The sequence below is a fragment of the Thiomicrorhabdus indica genome (genome assembly GCF_004293625.1).
In the GTDB taxonomy this organism is placed as follows: domain Bacteria; phylum Pseudomonadota; class Gammaproteobacteria; order Thiomicrospirales; family Thiomicrospiraceae; genus Thiomicrorhabdus; species Thiomicrorhabdus indica.
On record NZ_CP033040.1, the window covers coordinates 502,777 to 527,664 of the forward strand.

The window sequence follows — 24,888 nt, forward strand, 5'->3', positions numbered from 1 at the left end:
TCTTGCTTTAATGGAATTTACCGGCCGGTAGAATTTTGATTGTTTCTCAACTCACAAGACACTATTGCTAGTTTGTTTGTGAAATAGATGGATTGCTTCAATCCCAGAACTGACCCCCATTTTTTTATAGAGTCGATTGCGGTGAGTTTTAATGGTATTTTCGGCAATAAAAAGTTTTTCGGCCATTTGGTTAATAGAATAGCCGTTTACCAGATAATGCAATATCTGCTTTTCGCGGATCGTCAATTCAAACTCGCGGCTTAATTGGGTTAAATCAGCGCCTTTGCGCATTTGAGTGATAATCTCAAACTGTTCACGCGAGAACCAAAAAGAGCCTTGGTCTATTTTTTCAATCCCTTGTTGCACTAATCCATTTGACATTTCTTTGGTGAATACGCCTTTGACAATAAACCGTTTGATTAATTGGCTGATGTCTGTCTCGGGTTCTATAAACAAGGCGACGTGTGCATCATTTAATCGAATCTGCAATTCATCGATAATTTTCGTGCTGTTTTTGACTTCTCCAGCCGGTACTTCAAAAATAATTAGATCGTCATCATTAAATTTTAGGCTTCGGTCATAGGTCGAGAAGATGACCGGCGTTTCAAAGCTCAATTTGAGTGTGTTTAAAAAGTTTTGTGCCGCTGGTGTAAGGTCGGATAGAAAATAGATGCGTGAAAAACTTTGTAGAGTGGTTTGTTGAACCTGAAACATCAATCAGTTCTCGTTTTACTGTGAATTATGCGAGCAATTATAACAAAGTATCATAATATTTAATGACTTCGATAAGGGTGTTACAGTGCTTTCAAAATTCACTAAACTTTGGCTGAAATTTGCCGCTATAAGTGACAGAGGTATGAATTTATGGCAAAGAAAATCAGTAAAAAAATTGAGGTCACACCCGCACTCAAGTACTTTTTTGCAAAGTTAGAGAAAGAAAATAGTCGGTACGAAAGTGAGCTTGAGCGTATTGAAGAAGAGAGCCTCTTGCCAATTGATGAGATTGAGGCATTTGTTCGTGCGCTAAAAACTCAAAATATCTTTATTCATACTGTTGGGTTATCTGGAAAACGCGAGTCAACCATCTTAAGTAAAGCAATTTTCAGCTTAAATAAAATCATTAAAATTTATTACAGTACGAGTTTTGATGAGCATGACACCGGTTTTATTCGTGTGCGATCTGACTTGGAAGAACGAACAATTGTGGTTGAGCGTTTACACGGTTTTCGACCAAAAGCAGAAACCATGTATCAGAGTTCTGATCAATGTCATGTCATTCGCTATTTAACGAAATGGTTAATTCAACGGATTGACTGGACGAAAACGAAGCTGTCTACGCTGGAAATTTACTCGATCTATCAAGCGGTGATAGAGGAGGAACGTCAAGAAGAGTTGTTTGAAGAAGACAATTGGATGGAACACGAAAACGTGCACTAAGTTTGTAAAATGCTTTGATTTTATAAGAAGATTTACCGGCCGGTAGAGATTTACCGGCCGGTAGAGATTTAGCGGCCAGTTTTTGTTTGTAGCAAGTTGATATCGGATAGAGCTTTAGTGAGTGCGATGAACCGCGAGGTCCGCTAAGCTTTTAAGAGCTTCTTTAAGTTCTGATGCCTCTAGAGAAGCTAAAGCAGATTTGGCTTTTTCTGCTTCACTTTGTGCCAATTTCTGCGTGTAGGCAATGGCACCACTATTTTTGATGATGGCAGTGACTTCTTCTAAACGTTCAGCGCCGTCTTTTTCAATGGCTTCACGAATGATTTGTTTCTCATTGTCGTTGCCATTTTGCAACACATAAATTAGCGGTAGCGTAGGTTTGCCTTCCGCCAAATCATCGCCAACGTTTTTACCAAGTTCTTCCTCATCTGCCAAATAATCCAACGCATCATCGATTAATTGGAAAGCTGCTCCAAGATGACGACCGTATAAAACAAACGCTTCTTCTAAATCTGTCCGGCCGGTAAGGATTGGGCCCATTTGAGTTGCGGCCTCAAACAGTTTTGCGGTTTTACGGTGAATGACCTCCATGTAGCGTTCTTCGGTCGTGTCTGCATCATGAATGTTCAGTAGTTGTAGCACTTCGCCTTCAGCAATGACGTTCGTTGCCTCCGACATGACTTGCATAATACGCATAATCCCCGGTTCAACCATCATTTCAAAAGAGCGAGAGTACAGGAAGTCACCGACTAAAACGCTGGCAGCATTCCCCCATACCTCGTTGGCCGTTTGATTGCCTCGGCGCGTATCGGATTCATCGACAACATCATCGTGTAATAACGTCGAGGTGTGGATAAATTCAATGACTGCAGCCATGGTAAGATGGTCGGTGCCTTGATAACCACAGGCGCGAGCGCTGAGTAAGACCAGTAGAGGTCGCAAACGTTTGCCACCACTATTAATAATGTAGTGACCAATTTGATTAATCAGAACAACATCTGATGAAAGACGGTTTAAAATTAGTTGGTCAACCGCGTCAATATCGTCTGCAATCAGTGCGCGAATTTCTTTTAGGGTCATAAGACTTGTCATAAGACTCTTTTAGCTTGTGGCGAATTTATTCAAAATAAGGGTCACTATTTTAGACTGAAACCCTGATTCTGACCAGTTGGATATGCGATTCATTCAAAGCCGTATTTTGACCGGCCGGTAATCCTTGCCTGAAGCTCGCAAGTGTTTGAAAACTATTTGAATTTATTTTGTTTTTGGCGTTGACCTTGTATATGGAAATCTATATAATCCGGCTTTCGCTAAATTTAGCGGCTTATTAAAAAGATATAGATATCCGGGAGATAATCAATGTACGCAGTAATTAAAACCGGTGGTAAGCAGTATCGAGTTCGTGAAGGTGATGTGATTCGTGTTGAGTCATTGAATGCAGAAGCCGGTGACGCGATTGAATTCGACCAAGTATTGATGGCAGGTGAAGGCGCAGACGTTAAAGTTGGTGCACCACTTCTTGAAGGTGCTAGGGTTGCAGCCACTGTTGAAGCAAACGGTCGTGGTCAAAAAGTGACCATCATCAAGTTCCGTCGTCGTAAGAACCGCTCGAAAACGAAACAAGGCCACCGTCAAAACTTCACAGAAGTTAAAATTGGTAAAATCACTGCTTAATTCTGTTTGCCAGAAATTAGGTATGTTTGTTTAGAAAGATTAATTAAAACAGCGGCTGGCTCTGAGTAGGGGACGGCTCTGTGAACAAAAGGACATTGCTATGGCTCACAAAAAAGCAGCAGGTAGTACTAAAAACGGTCGCGATTCTAATGCCAAACGATTGGGTGTGAAAGCATTCGGTGGTCAAGCGGTTTCTGCGGGAAGCATCATTGTTCGTCAACGTGGTACTAAGTTCCACGCGGGTGATAACGTTGGTCGTGGTAAAGATGATACTCTTTTTGCAAAAGCAGACGGTCAAGTTGCTTTCGTATCAAAAGGTAAGCCTGTACGTACTTTCGTAACAGTTGTTGCTGAATAATCAAAACTGATTATTTTTGCAAATGAAAAGCGCCCTACCGATATTTTCGGTGGGGCGTTTTTGTTTGTGGAAGATGATTGGTGTTTTCAAGCTTTGCTAGCGATGAATATTCCAAAAAGTTTCACAGGGCAAGGATGTCCTGTGAGAGTCCTCAGAGATGAGCTCGAAACGTCTTTTTGAAATATTCATCGGTAGCGAAGTTTTACGCCTTTTGAAACACAATTTTCTAACATTTCTCGTGGCATGCCTCTGGTAAAATAATGTCACTTTTTATCCCCCATCACTTTTAAAGCCTAAGGAAAAAACTATGCAATTTGTTGATGAAGCCAGTATTCGAGTCTTTGCCGGCCGAGGTGGTAATGGTGTGGTCAGTTTTCGCCGTGAAAAATATATTCCGTTTGGTGGACCAAATGGTGGTGATGGCGGTGATGGCGGTAGTGTTTATTTGCAAGCCGATCGTAATCTGAATACATTAGTTGATTTCCGTTATAACCGTGATTACCGTGCACAAAACGGGCAGTCAGGAATGGGGCAGCAAAAAACAGGTTCAGCCGGTGATGACTTGGTTGTTTTGGTTCCAGTTGGGACAACCGTTGTTGACGTAGACGCTGACGAGGTCATGGGGGATTTAACCGAACATGGTCAAAAGCTCCTTGTCGCAGAAGGCGGTCGTCACGGCCTAGGAAATGTACACTTTAAAAGTTCTCGTAACCGGACACCTCGTCAATGCACACCGGGTGAACCGGGTGAAGAGCGTCAGCTTGCTTTAGAGATGAAAGTTTTGGCAGATGTCGGGTTGCTTGGCTTGCCGAATGCGGGTAAATCCAGCCTGATTTCTTCGGTCTCGGCAGCACGCCCAAAAGTAGCCAATTATCCTTTTACCACGCTTTACCCTAATTTAGGCGTGGTAGCGGTCTCTCCGGAAACCAGTTTTGTTATGGCCGATATTCCTGGTTTGATTGAAGGTGCAGCAGAAGGTGCTGGGCTAGGTATCCAATTCCTGAAGCATTTGGCGCGAACCGGTTTATTGTTGCACGTTGTGGATATTGCACCGGTTGATGACTCAGATCCTGTAGAAAATATTCGAGTGATTCAACAAGAGCTTGAAAAATACAGCGATGAATTGGTCGATAAACCTCGTTGGTTGGTGCTAAACAAAACCGATTTAATGTTGCCAGAAGAGGCGGAAGAGGTTTGTCAGCGCATTGTGGAAGAGATTGAATGGCAAGGCCCTACGTATCGCATCTCAGCAATCACGCGTGAGGGCACGCAACAGCTTGTCAATGACATTGCACAAGCCTTGGTTGAAAATCGTCGTGATGCCTTTGAACAAGAAGATTTACAAGCGGCTCAAGCACAGCAGCAAGCTGAAGAAAAGGGCTATCGACAAGTTGAAGAAGATTTTGATTTCTAGAGTCGAATTTAAATTTAGATATTAGGTTTGGATGAAACATTAGTATGCAGCGGTCTGAATTAAAAAATACCAAACGTTGGGTGATTAAAATTGGCAGTGCTTTACTGACCGATGATGGTAAGGGCTTAAATAAACAAGCGCTTGGCCAGTGGGTTGAGCAGATGGTTGAGCTTAAGCGTCAAGGCATTGAAGTGGTGATTGTTTCTTCTGGATCTGTTGCAGAAGGTATGAAACGTTTGGGATGGCAGACACGACCGAAACAGTTGAATGAGTTGCAAGCGGCGGCTTCTGTTGGCCAAATGGGGTTGATTCAGGCATATGAGTCAAAGTTCATGAGGTTTGACATTCACACTGCACAAATTCTAATGACGCACGATGATTTGTCGAACCGCAAGCGTTATCTGAATGTTAAAAACACGGTTGAAACCTTATTGGAATATGGTGTTGTTCCCATTATTAATGAAAATGACGCGGTAGTGACCGATGAAATTCGCTTTGGGGATAATGATACTTTAGGTGCTCTAACAGCAAATTTGATGGGAGCCGATGTGTTGGTCATTATGACCGATCAGCAAGGTTTGTATGATGACAATCCCCGTACCAACCCTGACGCAAAATTGATTGAAGAAGCGCAGGTTAGCCGCAAAGATATTGAAGCCATGGCTTCCCCGGAGGGCGGAGCATTAGGCAAAGGTGGTATGTATACCAAAGTCATGGCTGCCAAGCGTGCTGCTCGCTCAGGGACAGCAACCATTATTGCTGCTGGGCGCGAACCCAATATTTTGACGCGTTTACTGGCTGGTGAAAATAAAGGTACGCTGCTAATTCCTGATTTAGAGCCTTTATCTGCACGCCAACAATGGTTAGCTGGGCATTTGCAAGCCAAAGGTCGATTGATATTAGATAAGGGTGCTGTAAAGGTTCTGCGAGATTCTGGCAAGAGTTTACTTCCCATCGGTGTCAGAGCACAGCAGGGTGATTTCCAGAGAGGTGAAATGGTCGTGTGTGTGGATGAATCTGGACAAGAAGTGGCTCGTGGTTTAATTAATTACCCAGCCAATGAATCAGCAAAAATTTTGGGTCAAGCATCTCACCAAATTGAGTCCATCCTTGGTTATACCGAAGATGAATCCCTTATCCACCGAGATAATCTGGTCCTGATTGATTCATAACGATATTTGGCGAAGGATGCAGAATTAGCTAGTGGTATTAGTTCATCGTAACGCAGTTACGACCTTGTTGCTTGGAAGCATAAAGTCTTGAATCTGCTCTTTTAAACATTTCATCAAAACCTCCTTCAAAACTACAATCTGCGCCAATGGACATTCCTACTTTTATTGGTACCTCGATTTTTTCAAGATTGAAAGAGTGGCTTAACAAGTCTTCCAATAATCGTTGCAATATATTTTTAGCGCTCTCACAATCAGTATTTTGCAAAATTACGGCAAATTCATCTCCACCAATGCGTGCAAAATAATCGCTTGATTTTAGAGAGTGTTCAACGAATTTTGCAAAGGCTTTTAGTAAAGAATCACCTATGTCATGGCCGTATTTATCATTAACAGGTTTAAAACCGTCTAAATCTAGAACTGCAAGAGTCATTGGTTGCTTGGCTTTTTGATGATCGTCAAAAAATTTTTTACCACTTTCTACATAATCTCTGCGGTTAGGCAAACCTGTTAGAACATCGGTTCGAGCAGCGTCGTTCGCTTCGATATAACTGTTGTAATGGATAATATTTGCCAAGGCTAAAGAGATTTTTGAAATATAGAGATCCAGTAAGAATTTATCTTGTTCAGAGAGCTCAGGCACCCCATACAAAATTGCAACCGCAGGCTGGCTTGTTTTTGAGCCGACGTATAAAGCGGTTAGGCCGTGTTCAAAAATGGTTTCTTGTTCTATGAATGCAGCTTTTGCCAGAGTAATCGAGTTTTTAATAAGTTCAGGGTGTTGGCTGCCAGCAATATCGACTTCCAAGCGAAGTGCACCCATTGAGCCAATCACTTGGATTTCGCCATCAACCTTTACAGAATGGTCGACTTCCAGTTTCGATTGAAAATTATTATTGAGGGGTTGTAGGCACATTAACCCTGACGGTTCGGTAGAAAGAAAGCTAGCCAGTTGGTAGAGCACGCCGGTGGCAAATTTTTCAATTGAAGCAAATTCAAATAATGAATCTGTACTATCAAGAATCATTTCTAGCCCTTGTCGGCTTAATTCAAGGTTTTTCAAGCTACGATAAGCTCTGAGTGCCGAGATAACTGAGGTGACAAGCTTGCGAGCGGTGAGTTCATTCTTTGATTTATAGTCATTGATGTCATAGTTAAAGATAACTTGTGATTCTGGTGCTTGACCAGGGTGGCCCGTGCGGAGAATGATGCGGATGCTACTGTTATCTAGATCATGACGAATAAACTCGACTAAGTCTAGTCCAGCAGACTCGGTTTCCATGACAACATCAAGTAAGACTAAAGCGATATTATTGTGTTTGGTGAGCATTTCTTTTGCTTGATCACCGCTGTAAGCATTGAGCAACTCAACAGAGTGGCCTTCAAACTTTAAATCTTTCAGAATCAATCGACTAATTGTGTGGACTTCGCTCTCATCATCCACAACTAATACTTTCCATGAAGAGTTCAGACGCTCGAATTTTTCAGCGATTGGCTCTCTATGACGAAGCTTTAATGCTCTTGCTGTATTGCTGCTCATTATTGTCTCCCGCCTGATTCAAGTGGCTTTCTCGCAACTTTATTAGGATCTATTTTAGGTTGCTTAAGATCTGATAATAATGCATCTTGTGAATCGGTGTTTTGTCTTTTTTCTATTTTTTGAGGCAGTATTATAAATACATCCGTCCCGTGATCCGGTTCACTTTCAACACGAATATCTCCTTGTAGAAGCTGTGTTACTAGATTGTACACAATATTTAATCCTAAGCCACTACCTCCATTTGATCGAGCAGTGGTGTAGAAAGGTTCAAAAATATGCTTTTGAACCTCTGCCGACATGCCACAACCGTTGTCGCTGATACGGAGAATAACTTGGTTTTGAGGAAGGTCGACGAGAGTTTGTAAGGTGATAACATTTGTACTGTGGCTTTCAAATGCGTGGTTTACCGCATTCATTACTAAGTTGTTGATGATTTGAGAGAGTGCGCCAGGATAACTTAGCATGGCTGTGTCTGAGTCACAGTCAAATCGTACTTGAATTGATTTGTGTTTGAAACTAGGTTTTAAGCTCGTTAAAGTGTCATCGATATATGCACATAATTGAAATTCACGAAATTCAGTTTGAGTCTGATCAATGGCGACTTGCTTGAAGTTATTAATCAAATTAGCAGCTTGTTCGAGGTTGCGAGTGATTAATTGAGCAGTTTCGAGCTGGCCATTTAGGTGTTCTTCCAGTTGCTCAAACGTTAGATTATCGTTAACAAAATCAGATTTAGTATTCTGGAGTTGATCTGACATGTGGGTAATCGCTGTCAAGCTAACGCCTAAGGGGGTATTTATTTCATGAGAAACGCCTGCTACAAGTGTTCCTAAGGCGGCCATTTTTTCTGATTCTGCAAGGTGATGGGTAATGTGCTGAAGTTTTTGCATACTAGCGGCGAGTTCGCGGCTACTTTCTCTTAGTTTTTCCCGGTCTTCAAGTTCTTTTGAAACATCACGTATTGAGGCAATAATTAAAATATCCTCATGATCTTGCCAGCAGCTTAGTTGAACCTGAACGGAAGATGTTTGCTCATTGGCAAGCTTTATTTTAATCGGATGGCCTTCATTGATTAGCCCATCTGGAAGATCTTTAGGATCCATTGAGTTCGAGAGATTATCCAAGATCGGGCGAATGAAATTATCCCCCAGAAGATATTTGATATTCATTTGTAACAGTTGTTGTTTACTGAATCCAAAGTAATCCAACGCTTTATTGTTAATTCGAACAATATTTCCTGTTACATCAATGAAAAGTGTTGGATCGGGTGTTGTATTGAATAGTTGAGTTAATTTTGTATTCGATTGGTGGGCTTGTTCAATTAATGATTGTGATTTTTTGAACATGTATAAGATGTAAAACATCATACCTACAATTGGTAGCATCAAAATATAATTCAGTACCGATAAGGAAAGGCTTTTATCGAGTTGAGCCTGGTTATTTTCTTGAGCGGCTTTAAGGCGGCGCTTTATGCTTTCGTTCAGCATTTCTAGTGCGAGAGTTGCTGTGGGTTCATTTATTTTTACCAGCCGGTCAATGGTTTGGACGGGGGTATTCTTTGCAATCAGGCGCTCCATTTCATCGACATAGCCAACATAACGGCCAAAAATATAGTTGAGCTGATCCAATGCGACCAATTCATCAGGGTGGTTTAACAATTGTTCGAGATTTCTCAGTGCATTCTTGACATTTCGAATATCGAGGCGCAGTTGCGCAAGATCACCGGGTGTTTGCCGGATTAGATAATTTTTGTAGTGATGAATAAACCCTTCATAGCCGAGAGTCTGGTGCAGGGTATTAAGAGACTCTGTAATTTTGAGTTCATTTTCAGAGTATTGTTTCCAAGATTGAACACTTTGCTGTTGAAGCTTTAGGGAACTGTGGTTGAGCCAAATTAGAATGCATATCAAGAGAGTAGAAAGGAATAAAACAGAAAAGGCATAGAACTTTTGTTTTTTTATGAATTCCATTCTTAATTCCCTAGTAGAACCGTAAACATTACCGGCCGGTAATGTTTACGTGAATGATGCGATGCTTGCGCATGGATGTATTTCAGTCTAGCGAAAAACACACCGAAAAACTAGCATCGACCTCAACTCCGAGAGTTTCTACTCGTTTGAAGGGAGGCTTTTTTTCTCTGATTTTAAAATTCTGTTTAAACGCTGTGTCGTATATTGTGGTGTGTGGGTATGCTTCGCAATCAGAGCGTATAGTGCGGGGATTAAAAACAGGCTTAATAAGGTTGAAAAAGCGACTCCCCAAATCAATATATACCCTAAGATTTGACGCGTTTCCGCACCGGCACCTGATGAAAAGATCAACGGTACAGCGCCTGCACAAGTGGTAATAGTGGTCATTAAAATAGGGCGTAATCGCTGTTGAGTTGCCTGAATCAAAGCGTGATAGAGACTTTTGCCTTTGTCCCGTAATTGGTTGGCAAATTCGACAATCAAAATTCCGTTTTTAGTCGCTAATCCGAGCAGGAGTATCAAGGCAATTTGACTAAAGATATTGAGGCTGATTTCATGCACGAGCATTGCAATTAAACCACCTGCAAGCGCTAAAGGTACGCCAAGCATAATCACTAGTGGAGACTTGAAGCTTTCAAATTGTGCCGCCAACACCAAGAAAATCACGCTTAATGCAAACATAAAAGTAAACGTCATGTTGCTACTTGATTCCTGAAATTCTAAAGACTGGCCTTTGTAACTGATAATCGCGTGACTTGGAAGCTCTTGCTTTACGAGCATTTCTAAATGCTCTAGCGCTTGTGCTAGCGGTAAACCTTCATCGAGATTGGCTGAATAAGTAATCGAGCGCATTCGGTTGTAGCGGTTCAGTGTTGAGGGAGCCGCAAATTGTTCAAACGAAACAATCTGTCCAAGTGAAATCATATCGCCACTGTCGGATTGCAAATAAATATTATTTAAGTCATGAGGTGCTTGTAATTCTTTGTGTTCAGCCTCAAGTAAAATATCGATTTCTTCTCCTTTAAAGGGAAAGGTCGTGACGGTTTTTGAACCTAACAATACTTGAAGAGTTTCGCTCAGCGTTTTCTGGTCAATACCGAGTACATCGGCTTGATCATAATCAATATGTATTTTGAGTTGTGGTTTACTTGGGTCGTAGTCCCAATCACCGCCTAGCAAGCCTGGGTTGTTCTCGGCCAGCGCTTTATCCATAATTTGTTGCCACTGTGCAAGCTCTTCGTAACTATTGCCGCTAACGACAAATTGAACCGGTTTTGAGATTCTGCCACCGATGCCTGATCGCATGATAGGAAAGGCTTTAACACCGGTTAAGTCTTTAAGCCGTTCGCGTACGTCGGCCATCATCTTGTAGGCGTTAGGGCGTTTACTCCAGTCTTCAAGTACGATGATTGCAAAGCCTGTGTTAAAGACTTGACTGTTGCCAAACGAACGAGGGGTGCGAATCAGTAAACGTTTGACATATCCTTGTTCAATCCAAGGACTAAGACGACGTTCAATTTCTTCCATATATTGATTCATATATTCGAAACTCGCTCCTTCAGGTCCTTTCACCGATACAAAGAAGGCGCCTCGATCTTCTTTAGGTACTAGCTCTTGTGGTACTTTTGGTGCTTGCCAAACCAGAGCTGCGATTAAGGCCACTAAAATACTAAAAATAATCCAAGGATAACGAAGGTTGGTTTTCAAAAGCTTTCCAAAGATTCGTTTTAATCCACGGTTGGAGTGAGAAGAGCGTTGCTTCGTTTGATTGCTAGAGAGAATTTTTGATGCCAGCGCAGGTGAAAGTGTTAGCGCTACCCAGCTTGATAGAATTACTGCGACGGATAGCGTGACGGCAAATTCGGTAAATAAGCGTCCGATATTCCCTTCTAAAAAACCAATCGGCATAAAGACTGAAATCAATACTAAAGTGGTTGCAATAACCGCAAAGCCGACTTGGCGCGCACCTAAATAAGCAGAGCTCAGAGGGTGATGACCGTGTTCAATGTGTCGTTGAATATTTTCTAGCACGACAATTGCGTCGTCTACGACTAAACCGATCGCTAAAACCAGAGCTAACAGGGTCAGCAGGTTGATTGTGAAGCCAAACTGATAGAGCAGCCAGAAAGTGGCTAGGATGGATATGGGTAGTGTCACGAGTGGAATGATTGCGGCCTTAAGGCTTCGTAAAAACACGAGCATGACCAGTGCGACCAGTGCCAAAGCGATAAATAGAGTTTTGTAGACTTCATTGACCGCGCTAGCAACGAATATCGAAGCATCATAACTGTCTTCCAAAGACATACCGGCCGGTAACATTCGATTAACCTGTTCTTTTTTTACTTTGGCTAATTTGGCAACGGTTAAGGTATTGGCCGTGGATTGTTTAATAATCCCGACACCGACCATTGGCACACCGTTTCCACGGAATGCACGGCGAGTTTCAATTGCGCCTAATTGGACTCGAGCGATTTCTTTTAAGCGAATTTGAGAGGTGTTTTGTGAGTCAATGACAAGGTTTTCAATTTGCTCCACGGTGGAGAAAGGTTTTTGTACCTGAACGGTTAACATGGTGTTTTTGCCCTGAAGATTACCGGCCGGTAATTCAACATTGGCTTCACGCAAGCGAGATTCGACATTGGTCGTAGTGATACCGTAACTGGCCATTTTTAATGGGTCGAGCCAGATGCGTAGTGCATAGGATTGCCCCCCACCAACACGCACTCGTGCCACGCCATCCAGCACAGAAAACTGATCGACTACATAGCGCTCAGCATAGTCAGTCAGTTCAGTGACATCTAGGCGGTCGCTGGCAAGGTTAAACCACATGATGACGCTTTCATCGCCATCGGCTTTTTCCACTTCAGGTGGATCTGCTTGTTCAGGTAAGTTGTCCAATACTTTGGAAACTCGGTCGCGCAGGTCATTAGCCGCTGCATCAATATCTCGTTCCAATGAGAATTCTACGGTGATTTTAGAGCGTCCATCCTCAGAGGTTGAGGAGATGTATTTAATACCATTGACCCCTGAAATCCGGTTTTCAATCAGCTTGGTAATGCGGTTTTCCACCACCGTTGCCGAGGCTCCGAGGTATTTGGTATCAATGGTAACAATGGGAGGGTCGATATTTGGATATTCCCGCAAACTCATGCGTTCAAAAGAAATTAAACCAAAAGCGAGTAATAAGGTTGAAACCACAAACGCTAAAATAGGGCGTTTGACCGAAGTATCAGACAAGATCATATCGGCTACTCCGCAGTTTTAGAAGAATCAGGTTGTGTTTCAGTCTGAGTCAGTAATTTATCGTCGGGTGTTTGTCCCTCAATTGCTTTAATACTGACCTGACTTTTTGGCGACATACGAATCACCCCTTGACTGACCAAAATATCGCCTTCTGTAAGGCCTTGCATGATTTCGGTGAATTGATGTAAGCGCTGGCCAATTTGAACTTCGACTTTTTCCACGCCATAGGAGTGAGATGAGACCGCAAGATTTGCGTCTTTCAAACGGTACACATATTTACGTTCACCGACCATTAAAATGGCACTGTTGGGAATCCAGAGTTTGGCTTTCGGTGTGAGCTTGATTTGGCTTTTGATAATCATGCCACTTTTTAAGTCTTTTGGCTTTTTAATCAGTGCACGGACTTGTAATAATCGAGTTTGAGGGTTGAGCCGTGGGCTAATGGCGATGATTTCAGCAAAAACTTCTTTGCTTTCGGTTTGATAAGCACTATCCAGCGTTGCTGGGCTAGGACCATAGACTTTAATTGCTTGTCCAATCTTCAAGTCATTTCGATATTGGCTAGGGATATCCATATCTAAAAAAAGATTTGAACTGTCATCAAGCGTGGTTAAGGTGGTGTCACTGGAGACTAAATCCCCAACACTGACATCGATTAGACCAATTGTGCCATTAAAAGGGGCTTTGATAAGGCGTTCATCGATTTGAGTCTGAATAATATTGATTTCGGATTCTGCCGTTTTCCAGATGGCCTTTAGCTCATCAATTGTTGCTTCGGTAATGTTGCCTTGACCACGTAACTTGCGAGCGCGCTCGAATTGACGTTTTGCTTCAGCGGCGACAATTTTCGCTTTAGCCAGTGTTGCCAATTCTTCTTGATCACTGAGTTCAAATAGCAGTTGCCCTTTTGTGACAGTTTGACCATCTCGAATAAAAATCTTATCAAGGCGTTCGCTAACATTCGCCCTAAGCTCAATGGATTGTTTTGCTCTGAGAGTGCCCAAAACTTCTAATGGCTGAGTCTTACTTTCAAAGATTACAGGGGCGACAACAACAGGAAAAGTTTTGGTGTTATTTGCAAGTGTCGGTGATGGTACGCTTGTAAATAAAACCATAACGACGAATAACGTGTGAAAAAAAGATGTGTGATGCCCCAAAAAAAACGACCGAATCATGCGATTTGCCTCTAAAAAGATTTCTTATATTTTTGTGAAGATAAACTATGCGCGAAGTGTCGCACAGATGCAATCAGATACGTTCGGGATACATATTTTTTTCATATTTGTAGAGAGAAGGGAACCTCACTGAAATAACTCGGATTACTTCAGTGAGGTTTTGAACGTGCGTCGCGGAGCAATAGGGGGTGAACGCAGTCGTTGAAAATGAATTCTAATCGACTCAAAGCGCCTAAACAGAGAGTCACAACAATGGATTGTCGGAATTCATTTTTTGATTTACCGTTATTCCCTGGAGAATATAACGAATGAGGGAATTTAATCATCTATGTTTTTTGAATGCAAGCGATTCTCAATAAATTCACCATAAAATTTTCTTGGGAAATTTAAGTCTTGGGTCTTGAGGACTTTAAAAACACAAAATGTGGATAAAGCAGAAAACGGTTGGATGGTATTTGGGCAAACAAGCTGTTTTAACAGAACAATAAATTATGATTGTCGCAAAAAAGTTTTTTTTAACATACTTAAATGCAGTTAAATCGATTGGTTACCGGTGTGTGACTCGTGAATTGACCATCTGGTTGATGAAACAAGATAGGGTGTAAAAGTTGTGGATAAGTTTGTGGGTTATGTACTGTTTTGGTGTTGAATGAAGTTAGTAAAGGTTACCGGCCGGTAACGTTTTGAAGAAGTTTACCGGCCGGTTAGAAATGCTAAAGGAAGAACCTTCGTTTATTTCAAGGCGTTTATGATTTCTTTTTCTACAGAATCAATGGACTGTGTTCCATCAACTTTAATGTATTTTAGGTTGTCGTCGTCTTTTGACGCGGCAGTATAGTAGTTAACCAGAGGCGCTGTTTGGTCATGATACACTTTCAAACGATCGAGCACGACGTCTGGCTTATCATCGTCACGTTGAACAAGGTCTTCACCAGTGACATCGTCTTTCCCTTCGTTTTTCGGTGGGTTGTAAACAATGTGATAAGTTCGACCAGACGCCAAATGCGCACGGCGGCCTGACATACGCTCAACAATGACTTCATCCGGTACGTCGATTTCAATAATCGCATCAATCGCAACACCTGCGTCTTTTAGCGCATCTGCTTGAGGAACCGTGCGAGGGAAGCCGTCAAGCAAAAAGCCGTTTTTGCAATCATCCAGTGCAATACGTTCTTTTACCATGCCGATAATAATTTCATCAGTGACCAGTTTTCCTTCGTCGATAAACGCTTTTGCTTGTTTACCCAAATCTGTACCGGCTTTGATTGCTGCGCGTAACATGTCGCCTGTTGAGATTTGCGGAATATCAAACTCTTTGGTTAAGAATTGAGCTTGTGTACCTTTACCAGCGCCTGGTGCGCCCAGAAGAATAAATTTCATGGTCGGAGTCCTTGAAAGGGTCATTAAAAAATTAGCCGTTATTATACGGTCTTTGCCAATGAGGGCAAATTTACTACTCTAAATTCTGCTCAGTAAAAACGAATAAAAGAAAAAGATGTTTGATTAGGGTCTGTTGACAATTCAGACTTGACTCTGTTGCTGCTTAAAAATGCAGCAATCACGACGCTCAAAGCGCAGTTTGGTTATTCCAAATAAGCGATGAGCAACAAAGAGTGCGACATTTTTAAGCGCAACCCGTAGGGCTCAAGCCATTTTTGCCCCAGCAGTGTTAGAAATTCGCTCAAATAGAATAACTATTCCACGCTCTTTCTGCCTTGCTGGAACGAAAAATGGTTTGAGCAGAGCCTAATTATGAATTTTCAACAGACCCTAGGCGTTGGCTTGGCGAATTAAATTTTCAATGGTGTTTGTGGCTTGATGGGCGTAATGGCCGCCAAACAGGTTGAAGTGGTTCAATATGTGATAGAGGTTGTAGAGTTCTCGTCGTTGTTGATAGCCTTTGTTGAGAGGAAACACTTCGTTATAGCCACGATAAAAATCGGATGAATAGCCACCGAATAGTTCGGTCATGGCTAGATCGGTTTCGCGATCACCGAAATAACTCGCAGGATCAAAAATAAAGGGAGAGCCATCCACGAGAAAAGCGCTGTTGCCAGCCCATAAATCACCGTGCAATAAAGACGCTACAGGTTGGTAGTCTTCAAACCAAAAATCAAGGTGTTCAATCAATTCGTTTCCGAGGTCGAACAGGCGTTGTGAACCTGCATTTAATCGGCTTAATTCTAGCTGAGGACGAAGCCGTTGCTCACCATAAAAGCGAACCCAGTTGTTCTGCCAGGTATTTTTTTGCAGAGTTTTGCCAATGAAGTTGTCGTTGAACCAGCCAAAAGGCGAGGGCTCTTTACGAATTTGTTGGTGCATTTCAGCTAAAGCACGTCCGCGTTGAGCATCATCTCCATGAGAGGTCAATTGATGAAATGGCATGACGAGCCAACACTGGTTGTTAAACTCACCCGTTGCAAGAGGCTTGGGGCAGGTCAAAGTGTTTGTGTTGGCTATCCAATCAAGGCTTACAGCCTCTGCTTGCATCATCGGCAAAAAGTGCGATTGATTAAGTTTGATAAACAAATCACCGAGGCTTGTTTGCAGTCGATAGGCTTGGTTAATGTCTCCGCCATGGACTGCCGACGCACTTTGAATGTCGATTGGTTTTCCAAGATGGGAACTTAACGTTCTTGCAAAATCTTGCCAATTCATTTTTTACCCCATTTAAAGTATACCGGCCGGTAGCTTTATATTTGTTAATCAAACAAATCCTCGACAATCGTTTCTAATTGCTGCTGGGAGATTTTGGGAACTTCCGGCGCATTTTCCTCGCGGAAAATTTCATATAAGGCATCGGCTGAATCCGCAGACACGGCTTGTCCGGTTTCTTTATTCACAGGGACGGTGACAATGCCTTCTGGCATGCTTGGTTCTTCGTTGGGGTAAGCCTGTAATGCCAACTCCATATATTCCATCCAAATAGGGAGAGCTGCTCTACCGCCAACTTCGTAGCGTCCCAAAGTAGAGGGTTCATCAAAGCCAACCCAGACGGTGGTGGTGATATAAGGGTTGAAACCTGAAAACCATGCATCTTTTTGATCGTTGGTGGTTCCGGTTTTACCGGCAATGTCTTCACGTTTTAATGCTCTGGCTTTTCGTCCAGAGCCGTAGGTTACGACATCTTTCATAATGCTTTTCATTATGTAGGCATTACGCGCTTCAATAATTCTAGGCGCGTATTGTGGATCGTTTTCAGGACAATAACCGGTTTGACAGACGGTTCGAGGTTCAGAGCGATAAATAGTGGTGCCTTCGAAGTCTCTAACTTCCTCAATAAAGTATGGGTCAATCAAATGGCCACCATTTGAAAAAGCGGCATAAGCACGAGCGACTTCAAGAGGAGAAAACTGGACGCTTCCCAAAGACAGCGAAAGGTTTTTACTCCGGTTGAGTTCTTCCGTAGGAAAGCCAAAGCGTTGGAAATAATCGATGCCGGTTTGAACGCCCAATTGCTGTAATAAACGGATTGAAACTAGGTTTCGAGAGAGGGCTAGAGCTTTTCTTAATCGGGTTGGCCCATAGAACTTCCCTGAATAGTTTTCAGGACGCCAGTGTTCTTCCAAATTACGATCATAAAAGGTCACCGGCGCGTCATTTACTGTCGTAGCAGCGGTCATACCGTTTTCTAAGGCAGCAGAATAGAGGAAAGGTTTAATGTTTGATCCCACTTGGCGCTTACCTTGAATTGCACGGTTAAATTTTGAACGGAAGTAATCAAAACCACCAACCAATGCTTGAATTTGGCCATTCGCAGAGTTTAGAGAAACCAAAGCGGATTCTGTCTTTGGATCTTGTGCCAGTTGCCACTGGTTGTTTAGCATTTGGATATAAATGACATCGCCGATTTTTAGAACGTCTTGAGGTGTTTTAGGCGATTTACCTTTTCGGTTGACGGAAATGTAAGGTGCTGCCCATTCCATTGTTTTGAAGTCTAAGCGCTGAGTTTCACCTTCTTGTGAAAAGACTATGGTTTGATTTTTCTCAAAGCCCGTGACAACTGCAACTTTTAAATCACCGAAGTTGCGAATCGATTTGAGTGTTTTAAGCAGAGTTTCTTGGTCGTTTAACTGGTCAGCGTCAAGTGTTTGAATCGGGCCACGATAGCCATGACGGCGCTCGTATTCTTGAAGACCGTGGCGAAGAGCTCGGTTGGCTTGTTGTTGCAAGTCACTTTGCAACGTAGTGACAATCGTTAAACCGTTTTGAAGGGCTTCTTCGCCAAAGTTTTCCAACGCAAAGCTTCGAGCCATTTCCGCAATATAGTCGGCTTCAACTTCAATAATAGGGCCATGTTTCTCAGCGTGTACTTCAACGGCTAATGCTTGAGCGAGTTCTTCGTCATTAATGTAGTTCAGCTCATGCATACGGCGTAGAACATAATCACGGCGTAATTTGGCGCGTTCAGGGTTGATAATCGGATTATAGGCAGAAGGGGCTTTAGGTAGCCCTGCAATCATTGCATATTCATCAAGCGATAACTCTCGAATCGGACGTCCATAGTATGTGTTCGCAGCTGCTGCGACACCATAAGAGCGATACCCTAAAAAAATCTTGTTGAGATAGAGTGCAAGGATTTCTTCTTTTGATAGTTCGTTTTCAATTTTATAGGCAAGTATGATTTCATTGAGTTTACGAAGGTAGCTTTTTTCTCGTGTTAAGAAAAAGTTACGGGCAACTTGCATGGTAATGGTTGAGCCACCTGATTTCTTTTCACCGGTTGTCACAAGTTGATAGACTGCACGAGCAAGACCTTTATAGTCCACTCCGCTATGAGCAAAGAAATTTTCATCTTCTGCGGAAATAATGGCTTGAGTCATACGTTCAGGAATTTCTGGGTATTCCAATGGAATTCGACGCTTGGTACCAATTTCAGTAATTAATTTGTTGTCTTGCGTAACAATTTTTAGAGGCACTTGATAGGTGACTTCTTTAAGCTCTTTTGGGTCAGGAAGCGTTGGATAAATGGTGAGGAAATAAAACAGTATCGCAGCGACAGGAATCATAATGAAGCTGCTGGCAAAGCTTAACCAAAATAGCACTTTCCAAATGCGACGTTTTGTTTTTTCAGGTCTGTTCGGCTTCTTGGGATGGTTCGAGTCTGCAGTGTCAGAATATTGAGTTTGCCCTGTAGAAGATAATTCTGCGTCTTTATTTGCGCGACCAAAAAGTGGTAGGGAGTCTTTTGCTGTTGATCCATTTGATGGGGTTTGCGGTGTTTCAGTCATAGAGTGCTCTTTGTTGATACGGCGGTCGCGAGTGATGAAATTTGGTAACTATTATAACGTTTCAATCTAGAAACAGTAGAGAGCAAACTTATCTAAGGAATCTCTGATTCAATTAGAGGTTTCCTAAGAGATATGTTTTAGCTGAAGATTGCCTTTAATACAAAAAAACCCCGCGTGAGCGGGGTTTATGTTCAGGCTTTAGCTCTTTTTCAAGAGTTAAATTCTAAGACTTTTTCGAGTAACGACCTGATTTGATGTCACCCCACATTAACATTAGGTTGCCCCCAACGATGAATGCGATAGCGGCAATTACACCAAATAGACCGATTGCCACTTGAAGCTCTTGTGGAAGAATGTCTGCCCAAATCCCTAGAAGGATGGCCAAAGGCACGACAACTGAAACCACAATCGTTAATAGCATTTTTGTTAAATTACTCATATTTGCCCCTCATATTTTGTAGTCGCATATAAGCAGATGATGACTATACTCGGCTTGATTGCAAAATTCAATCTCCACTCTTGATTTGACTCAAGCAATTTATGGATAACCGTTTGAAATATAAGTCATATCATAGTTTTTATAAAAAAGCACTGAAATTGATTTGGTTTCAGTGCTGTTGGGATGATTTAGTGAGGTTTTTGTAATTGTCGAGAAGCTGACATCTTAATGGCGGCAATTTCTGCTTGGGTTAAGGCCTCAATCACCGCTTCACTTAATTCATTCATTGTTGCAAACAAGGTTTCCACAACCTCGTCTTTGCCTTGTTCATGGGCTTCGATAATTTGTTTGATTATGGCATGCAGTTCGGCGTGGACTTTTTCAACATGCTGCATTTCTGGCAAATGCGCATAGTTTTGGCCGTCGCCTTCATAGTGCCATTTACCAAGAGCGCATTGAGTATGGTCTGTTGCAGCATTGTGATTGAAATCAATATTCATACCTTCAATGTAAGCATGAATTACGCCTCTCCATTGGCGGTGAGCACGTCTTGCGTGGGCAAAGTTAAAGATACCGCTCTGCATCGCATTTTGGAAACCGATTTGGTTGATGTCAATGTTGAAAGATTTTGTGACACCGATAACCTCATTTGCTAGATTTCCCATTGCCTGCGTTTGCTGAGCAGTATGCTCAACCAGCGCAGAGTTTTTCTGTGTGACCTGATCAATTTGGGTAATTGCAATATTGATTTGATCAACGCCCTTCGCTTGTTCATTTGAGGTTTCAGAAATTTCACTCATAAATTGGCTAATACGATTAATCGAGTTGTTAATCGTATCTAAAGCTTTTCCTGAGTCTTCGGCAAGTTTTGAACCTTGTTGCACTTTTTCGAGCGTATCGTCAATTAAGTCTCGAATCTCTTTCGCTGCTTCAGCAGACTTACTGGCAAGTGAACGGACTTCTCCTGCAACGACTGCAAAACCTCGTCCATGTTCGCCTGCTCGTGCAGCCTCAACAGCGGCATTTAGCGCAAGCAAGTTGGTTTGGAATGCAATGCTGTCAATAAGGGAAGTGATTTCTGAAATTTTACTACTTGCCGCACTGATTTCATTAATCGATTTAATGGTGTTGTGCACCACGACGCTGGCTTGACTCGCTTCTTGCAACGATTGATTGGCTACTTGGTTAGCCTGTTCTGCATTTTGAGCAGTTGATTTGATAGTTGAAGTGATCTCCTCCATACTCGCAGCGGTCTCTTCCAATGACGCGGCTTGTTCTTGTGTTCGAGCGGCTAAATCTTGAATGCCTATCGAAATATCTTTTGCACCATTTGCGAGTTTCAGCAGAGAGTAATTAGATTGAGAAATCAAGCTACCGGTGTTGCTAACCGAATTGTTAATCCCGTCTTTAAGAATCGCCAGTGTCCCTGCGTAGTCTGTCTCAATACGACGTGTTAAGTCGCCGCTACCTTGCGCAATCATCACTTCTGTACTTTCTGAAACCGCTCTGTTGAGTTGATCAAGTGAGTCATTAATGTTGTCAACAAGGGCTCTGACTTCACCCTGGGCCTCTACGTCCAGGCGATGGGAAAAGTAACCACGAGAGACTTCATTCATTAAATGGTTAATTTTCGTGAAAGTCTGTTTTAAGCCATCCAGAAATTGCAGAGTGTTATCCATACTAAGTTGGAAGTTACCTTGCAGTTTGTGTTGGGGTTGGTATTCAAAGATCCCTTTCTGGATGTTGTCCAGAACGTTTTCTAACTCTGAGAATGAATTACTGATACTGACGATAGTTTTGGTAATGTTTTCACGAATTGCTGCAAAATCCCCTTGCATCGGAAGGGTTGATTCGGTATCGAAGCGACCATGGGCAACATCATTAATTAACCGGCCGGCTTCTCCCATTGTAATGGCTACGCTTTGCATTTGTTCGTTGTAAGCAGTGGCTAATTGCGCAATCTCATCTTTGCCATCCGATTTTAGGCGAACGCTCAAATCACCTTTGTCTACAGCGCTTTTAATATGTTTAGCCATTCGAGTGATTGGGTTAACAATATTGATTTTGGCTAAAAGAATAAAGGCAATCATCAGTAATATCATTGCACCAACAACAATCATCATTGTTGAGAAGACATTCTCTAAAGAGGTATCGTTGAGTGCAATCAGAGAATCTGCTGGTTCAGCGATTAAGTGATAACCAATTAATTCATCTCGGGCATCATAAATAGGGTAAGTATTAAAGAAATGCCCAGACTTAAGGATGAACCCTTGATTAATGAGAGTATCTAGTTGAATTTCTTGCATCCACTTATCAAAAGTGGCATCCAACCCCTTTGAATTGGCAATGGTATAGCTTCCAGCTTTTGGATTATTGGTTGCGGAAGTTGCAATATTTAATGCTTCGGCATTTAAAAGTGTTGCGTAGTAAGAGTTTGAGTTGTTAAAGAAAGCCTCGATTTCTGATAGTTTTGTCATGACTTCTAGCGAACCAAGATAGTTGCCAGGTTGTTTCACTTCATCAAAAATAGGAACGATGCTTCGCATAGAAAGACCTGCACGGCCAAGCTCAAAGACAAAGCGAGCTTTTTTGTCTTGACTGGTTTTATTAATGGCAAAGCGAAAACTGGTTAAATCATCACCTGATTTTTCAGTCCAACTACGAACAAATGAACGCACATCAGGTGTGTGGATATGAACTGTAGGTGCAAAACCATTTATTTTTTTGTAACTTTCTAAACGCGCATTCAAAATTTTACTGGTTAGTTTTTTATTACCACTTAAGATCGTTTGATGAATTTCGGGTGAGGCGCTGAGAATTGTTGCGGTATTAATCCCTTGTCGACCAAATGCCGTCAACTGTTGGTCTAAGGTGTGTTTGATGCTGGCATGTCGACTACTTTCGTTTAATTCGACAGCATTCAAGTAAGTTTGTTGAGTAATCAAGCCGGTAAGCAAGGTACCTACAATCACTAATAACAAACCTAAAAAATTTATTTTTCCTAGAAGCCCAAGCTTTTGAAAAGGGTTAATGGCTTGCAGCGCTTTTTGTTTTGACGTAATAACATTAGCGTTTTGAACAAATAGCTTGCCGGCATTAATGGCTTTATAAGCTTCACTGGCTTTGTTAGCGAGTTCCGGCGAGATCGGTTTGCGAATTGAAATGTAGCCAATTATTTGCCCGTTCTCTTTAAGAGGAGAAACGTTCGCCAGAACCCAATAACTTCGACCATCTTTGGTGCGATTTTTGACAATTTGAGTCCATGCTTTGCCGGATTGAATGGTCTCCCACATATCTTTAAAGACCGCTTTGGGAACATCTGGGTTTCGCAAAATATTGTGCGGTTGACCAATTAATTCGTCTTCAGAATAACCGCTAATTTCGACAAACTCTGAATTCGCTTCAACAATGGTGCCGTGTTTATCGGTACGAGAAATAAGACGGTAGTGATCGGGAATGTCAACCACACTAGGGTCTTGAAAAGTAGCCATAATAGTCTCCAAAGGCAAACGTTTGATACTCACCAATGATGCCTGTTTTTACGTAGCAAATCTAAGTAATTTGCTATGGAGTTCTTATTTTTTTAAGAAAAGTTGATAGGGCGCAATGAGTATCGCAATTGGTTTCAAATTATTTCCTTAGGGTTATTCAATATTTTGTACCTGTTCGCGCATCTGTTCGATTAAAACCTTTAACTCGACACTGGCTTGGCTTGTACGAGCGTCAATCGATTTAGAACCCAGCGTATTGGCTTCTCGGTTGAGTTCTTGCATTAAAAAATCTAGTCGGCGGCCTTTCGGTTGGTCTGTTTTTAAGATGTGACGAATTTCAATCAGATGTGTTTGCAGTCGCTGTAATTCCTCATCAATATCGATTTTTTGTGCCAGAATTGCGGCTTCCTGATGCAACCTCTGATGATCTAGGTTTTCGCTCAGATGGCCTATTCTCTGTTCAAGTTTTTGTAAATGTTGTTGGCGGATTTCTGGAATCAAAGGTGTAATAATTTCCAGTTGAGTTTGAATTTGATTGCAACGGTCTAACAAAACTTGCCCTAATGCTTGGCCTTCTCGTAAACGATGAGATTTAAGTTGTTCTAGAGCGGTTTCAAGTTCGGTAAGGATTTGGTTTTCAATTGCCTCATCAAGTTGTGCTTCCTGTGTGTCGAGGATGCCCGGCCATTTTAAAACTTCCAAGGGGTCGACTGGTATTGTTGTTTCAAAGCGGTCGCAAGTTTTATCAATCGCAGATTTTAGTTGTGCGAGCATTGAATGGTTTAGGCTAAACGCTTGTGTCTGCTGTTGCAGGAATAAAGAACAATTTACGTCAATTTTTCCGCGAGAAACATGTGCTTTCATGAGTTCTCGAATGTTGGGTTCGAGATGTTTTAGCGCATCCGGTAATTTGAAATGAAGTTCTAGATAGCGTTGGTTAACCGAGCGTAGTTCCCAAGTGAATTGCCCTGAAACTTTTTGATTGGCAAAATCGGCTTGATGGCGGGCATAAGCCGTCATGCTGTAAATAGGATAGTCCATATTTTCTCTCGTTTTTAGGGCAATACAATCGTTTATAATCTGCGCATAGTTTAAAACACCCTGTAGATTGAATGGAGCTCAAAATGAAAAAAGTGGTTTTAGCAACCGGCAACGTGGGTAAATTGCAGGAAATGAATGCCATTCTTCAACCATTGGCTTGGCAGGTGGTTTCTCAGAAAGAACTGTTCTCGGAAGAAGCAGAAGAAAATGGCAAAAGTTTTATCGAAAACGCGATTTTGAAGGCGCGTTTTGCGGCAGAAAAAACCGGACTACCAGCAATTGCCGATGATTCAGGTATTGAGGTGAGCGCATTAAAAGGACTGCCGGGAATTTATTCTGCACGTTTTGCTGAGGAGTTAATGCCGGCCGGAAAATCTCCGAGTGATGAAGATAATTTACAAAAACTACTTTTAGACATGCAAACTATACCGGCCGGTCAGCGTCAGGCCAGTTATTATTGTGCAATGGTGTATGTCGAACATGAAAATGATCCAACTCCTATTATTGGTTTGGGTCGTTGGTATGGTGAAATTCTGCATGAAAAACGTGGCGATGGTGGTTTCGGCTATGATCCGATTTTTTGGATTGACGAGCTTGGAAAGTCTTCTGCTGAGTTGGATAAATCTCAGAAGAACCAAATCAGTCATCGTGCACAAGCGCTAAATGCTCTAGTCATGCAGTTACGTCGTGGGGCTTAGCTTAAGTC

At 42.1% G+C, this 24,888-nt stretch carries 18 protein-coding genes; 6 read left to right on the forward strand and 12 right to left on the reverse strand.

From position 1 onward, the window contains the following. Positions 1-51: 51 nt before the first annotated feature. Positions 52-714 (reverse strand): helix-turn-helix transcriptional regulator, encoded by a 663-nt coding sequence (locus D9T12_RS02050; protein ID WP_130536616.1) that lies wholly within the window; start codon positions 712-714, stop codon positions 52-54. Between the two features lie 150 nt (positions 715-864). On the opposite strand from D9T12_RS02050, the gene D9T12_RS02055 reads away from it, so the two are divergent. Continuing rightward, positions 865-1,437 (forward strand): hypothetical protein, encoded by a 573-nt coding sequence (locus tag D9T12_RS02055; RefSeq protein WP_130536617.1) that lies wholly within the window; start codon positions 865-867, stop codon positions 1,435-1,437. A gap of 114 nt (positions 1,438-1,551) precedes the next feature. Here D9T12_RS02055 and ispB read toward each other — a convergent pair whose 3' ends face one another. Next, a complete protein-coding gene (gene ispB / locus D9T12_RS02060) occupies positions 1,552-2,517 on the reverse strand; it encodes an octaprenyl diphosphate synthase (RefSeq protein ID WP_130538486.1) in 966 nt (321 codons plus the stop codon). Between the two features lie 279 nt (positions 2,518-2,796). On the opposite strand from ispB, the gene rplU reads away from it, so the two are divergent. From rplU to proB, 4 genes are all read left to right on the forward strand, one after another. Beyond that, positions 2,797-3,111: a 50S ribosomal protein L21 gene (gene rplU / locus D9T12_RS02065; protein ID WP_130536618.1), complete on the forward strand. Its 315-nt coding sequence runs from the start codon at positions 2,797-2,799 to the stop codon at positions 3,109-3,111. A 100-nt stretch (positions 3,112-3,211) separates the two neighbouring features. Continuing rightward, on the forward strand, positions 3,212-3,469 hold the full coding sequence (gene rpmA, locus D9T12_RS02070) for a 50S ribosomal protein L27 (protein WP_130536619.1): 258 nt from the start codon (positions 3,212-3,214) through the stop codon (positions 3,467-3,469). Between the two features lie 307 nt (positions 3,470-3,776). Continuing rightward, a complete protein-coding gene (cgtA, locus tag D9T12_RS02075) occupies positions 3,777-4,883 on the forward strand; it encodes an Obg family GTPase CgtA (protein WP_130536620.1) in 1,107 nt (368 codons plus the stop codon). A 44-nt stretch (positions 4,884-4,927) separates the two neighbouring features. Then, positions 4,928-6,055 carry a glutamate 5-kinase gene (proB, locus tag D9T12_RS02080; RefSeq protein ID WP_130536621.1) on the forward strand — a complete coding sequence of 376 codons (1,128 nt, stop codon included), beginning with the start codon at positions 4,928-4,930 and terminating at the stop codon, positions 6,053-6,055. 37 nt (positions 6,056-6,092) lie between these two features. Here proB and D9T12_RS02085 read toward each other — a convergent pair whose 3' ends face one another. The 10 genes from D9T12_RS02085 to D9T12_RS02130 form a co-directional block, all read right to left on the reverse strand. Further along, positions 6,093-7,592 carry a diguanylate cyclase gene (locus D9T12_RS02085; RefSeq protein WP_130536622.1) on the reverse strand — a complete coding sequence of 500 codons (1,500 nt, stop codon included), beginning with the start codon at positions 7,590-7,592 and terminating at the stop codon, positions 6,093-6,095. Further along, positions 7,592-9,562: a PAS domain-containing sensor histidine kinase gene (locus D9T12_RS02090; protein ID WP_130536623.1), complete on the reverse strand. Its 1,971-nt coding sequence runs from the start codon at positions 9,560-9,562 to the stop codon at positions 7,592-7,594. Before D9T12_RS02090 ends, D9T12_RS02085 begins: the two co-directional genes overlap by 1 nt. Before the next feature lie 138 nt (positions 9,563-9,700). Further along, positions 9,701-12,805 carry an efflux RND transporter permease subunit gene (locus D9T12_RS02095; RefSeq protein WP_130536624.1) on the reverse strand — a complete coding sequence of 1,035 codons (3,105 nt, stop codon included), beginning with the start codon at positions 12,803-12,805 and terminating at the stop codon, positions 9,701-9,703. Positions 12,806-12,810: 5 nt separating this feature from the next. Then, positions 12,811-13,980 carry an efflux RND transporter periplasmic adaptor subunit gene (locus tag D9T12_RS02100; RefSeq protein WP_130536625.1) on the reverse strand — a complete coding sequence of 390 codons (1,170 nt, stop codon included), beginning with the start codon at positions 13,978-13,980 and terminating at the stop codon, positions 12,811-12,813. Between the two features lie 732 nt (positions 13,981-14,712). Then, positions 14,713-15,360, reverse strand: coding sequence for an adenylate kinase (gene adk / locus D9T12_RS02105; protein ID WP_130536626.1), 648 nt, complete (start codon positions 15,358-15,360; stop codon positions 14,713-14,715). A gap of 390 nt (positions 15,361-15,750) precedes the next feature. Further along, positions 15,751-16,638, reverse strand: coding sequence for a fructosamine kinase family protein (locus tag D9T12_RS02110; RefSeq protein WP_130536627.1), 888 nt, complete (start codon positions 16,636-16,638; stop codon positions 15,751-15,753). 44 nt (positions 16,639-16,682) lie between these two features. Continuing rightward, positions 16,683-19,211, reverse strand: coding sequence for a penicillin-binding protein 1A (locus D9T12_RS02115; protein WP_130536628.1), 2,529 nt, complete (start codon positions 19,209-19,211; stop codon positions 16,683-16,685). A 223-nt stretch (positions 19,212-19,434) separates the two neighbouring features. Then, entirely contained in the window at positions 19,435-19,650 is a 216-nt protein-coding gene (locus D9T12_RS02120) for a hypothetical protein (RefSeq protein ID WP_130536629.1), read from the reverse strand. Between the two features lie 188 nt (positions 19,651-19,838). Then, a complete protein-coding gene (locus D9T12_RS02125; protein WP_130536630.1) occupies positions 19,839-23,141 on the reverse strand; it encodes a methyl-accepting chemotaxis protein in 3,303 nt (1,100 codons plus the stop codon). Positions 23,142-23,294: 153 nt separating this feature from the next. Beyond that, positions 23,295-24,182: a YicC/YloC family endoribonuclease gene (locus D9T12_RS02130; RefSeq protein WP_130536631.1), complete on the reverse strand. Its 888-nt coding sequence runs from the start codon at positions 24,180-24,182 to the stop codon at positions 23,295-23,297. Between the two features lie 83 nt (positions 24,183-24,265). Between D9T12_RS02130 and rdgB the strand changes: the two genes are divergently transcribed. Continuing rightward, a complete protein-coding gene (gene rdgB, locus D9T12_RS02135) occupies positions 24,266-24,880 on the forward strand; it encodes an RdgB/HAM1 family non-canonical purine NTP pyrophosphatase (RefSeq protein ID WP_130536632.1) in 615 nt (204 codons plus the stop codon). Positions 24,881-24,888 lie beyond the last annotated feature (8 nt).

Bases quoted from the DNA above. Each gene is read 5' to 3' on its own strand.
- D9T12_RS02050 (WP_130536616.1), bottom strand. From the start codon at position 714: ATGTTTCAGGTTCAACAAACCACTCTACAAAGTTTTTCACGCATCTAT.
- D9T12_RS02055 (WP_130536617.1), top strand. From the start codon at position 865: ATGGCAAAGAAAATCAGTAAAAAAATTGAGGTCACACCCGCACTCAAG.
- ispB (WP_130538486.1), bottom strand. From the start codon at position 2,517: ATGACCCTAAAAGAAATTCGCGCACTGATTGCAGACGATATTGACGCG.
- rplU (WP_130536618.1), top strand. From the start codon at position 2,797: ATGTACGCAGTAATTAAAACCGGTGGTAAGCAGTATCGAGTTCGTGAA.
- rpmA (WP_130536619.1), top strand. From the start codon at position 3,212: ATGGCTCACAAAAAAGCAGCAGGTAGTACTAAAAACGGTCGCGATTCT.
- cgtA (WP_130536620.1), top strand. From the start codon at position 3,777: ATGCAATTTGTTGATGAAGCCAGTATTCGAGTCTTTGCCGGCCGAGGT.
- proB (WP_130536621.1), top strand. From the start codon at position 4,928: ATGCAGCGGTCTGAATTAAAAAATACCAAACGTTGGGTGATTAAAATT.
- D9T12_RS02085 (WP_130536622.1), bottom strand. From the start codon at position 7,592: ATGAGCAGCAATACAGCAAGAGCATTAAAGCTTCGTCATAGAGAGCCA.
- D9T12_RS02090 (WP_130536623.1), bottom strand. From the start codon at position 9,562: ATGGAATTCATAAAAAAACAAAAGTTCTATGCCTTTTCTGTTTTATTC.
- D9T12_RS02095 (WP_130536624.1), bottom strand. From the start codon at position 12,805: ATGATCTTGTCTGATACTTCGGTCAAACGCCCTATTTTAGCGTTTGTG.
- D9T12_RS02100 (WP_130536625.1), bottom strand. From the start codon at position 13,980: ATGATTCGGTCGTTTTTTTTGGGGCATCACACATCTTTTTTTCACACG.
- adk (WP_130536626.1), bottom strand. From the start codon at position 15,360: ATGAAATTTATTCTTCTGGGCGCACCAGGCGCTGGTAAAGGTACACAA.
- D9T12_RS02110 (WP_130536627.1), bottom strand. From the start codon at position 16,638: ATGAATTGGCAAGATTTTGCAAGAACGTTAAGTTCCCATCTTGGAAAA.
- D9T12_RS02115 (WP_130536628.1), bottom strand. From the start codon at position 19,211: ATGACTGAAACACCGCAAACCCCATCAAATGGATCAACAGCAAAAGAC.
- D9T12_RS02120 (WP_130536629.1), bottom strand. From the start codon at position 19,650: ATGAGTAATTTAACAAAAATGCTATTAACGATTGTGGTTTCAGTTGTC.
- D9T12_RS02125 (WP_130536630.1), bottom strand. From the start codon at position 23,141: ATGGCTACTTTTCAAGACCCTAGTGTGGTTGACATTCCCGATCACTAC.
- D9T12_RS02130 (WP_130536631.1), bottom strand. From the start codon at position 24,182: ATGGACTATCCTATTTACAGCATGACGGCTTATGCCCGCCATCAAGCC.
- rdgB (WP_130536632.1), top strand. From the start codon at position 24,266: ATGAAAAAAGTGGTTTTAGCAACCGGCAACGTGGGTAAATTGCAGGAA.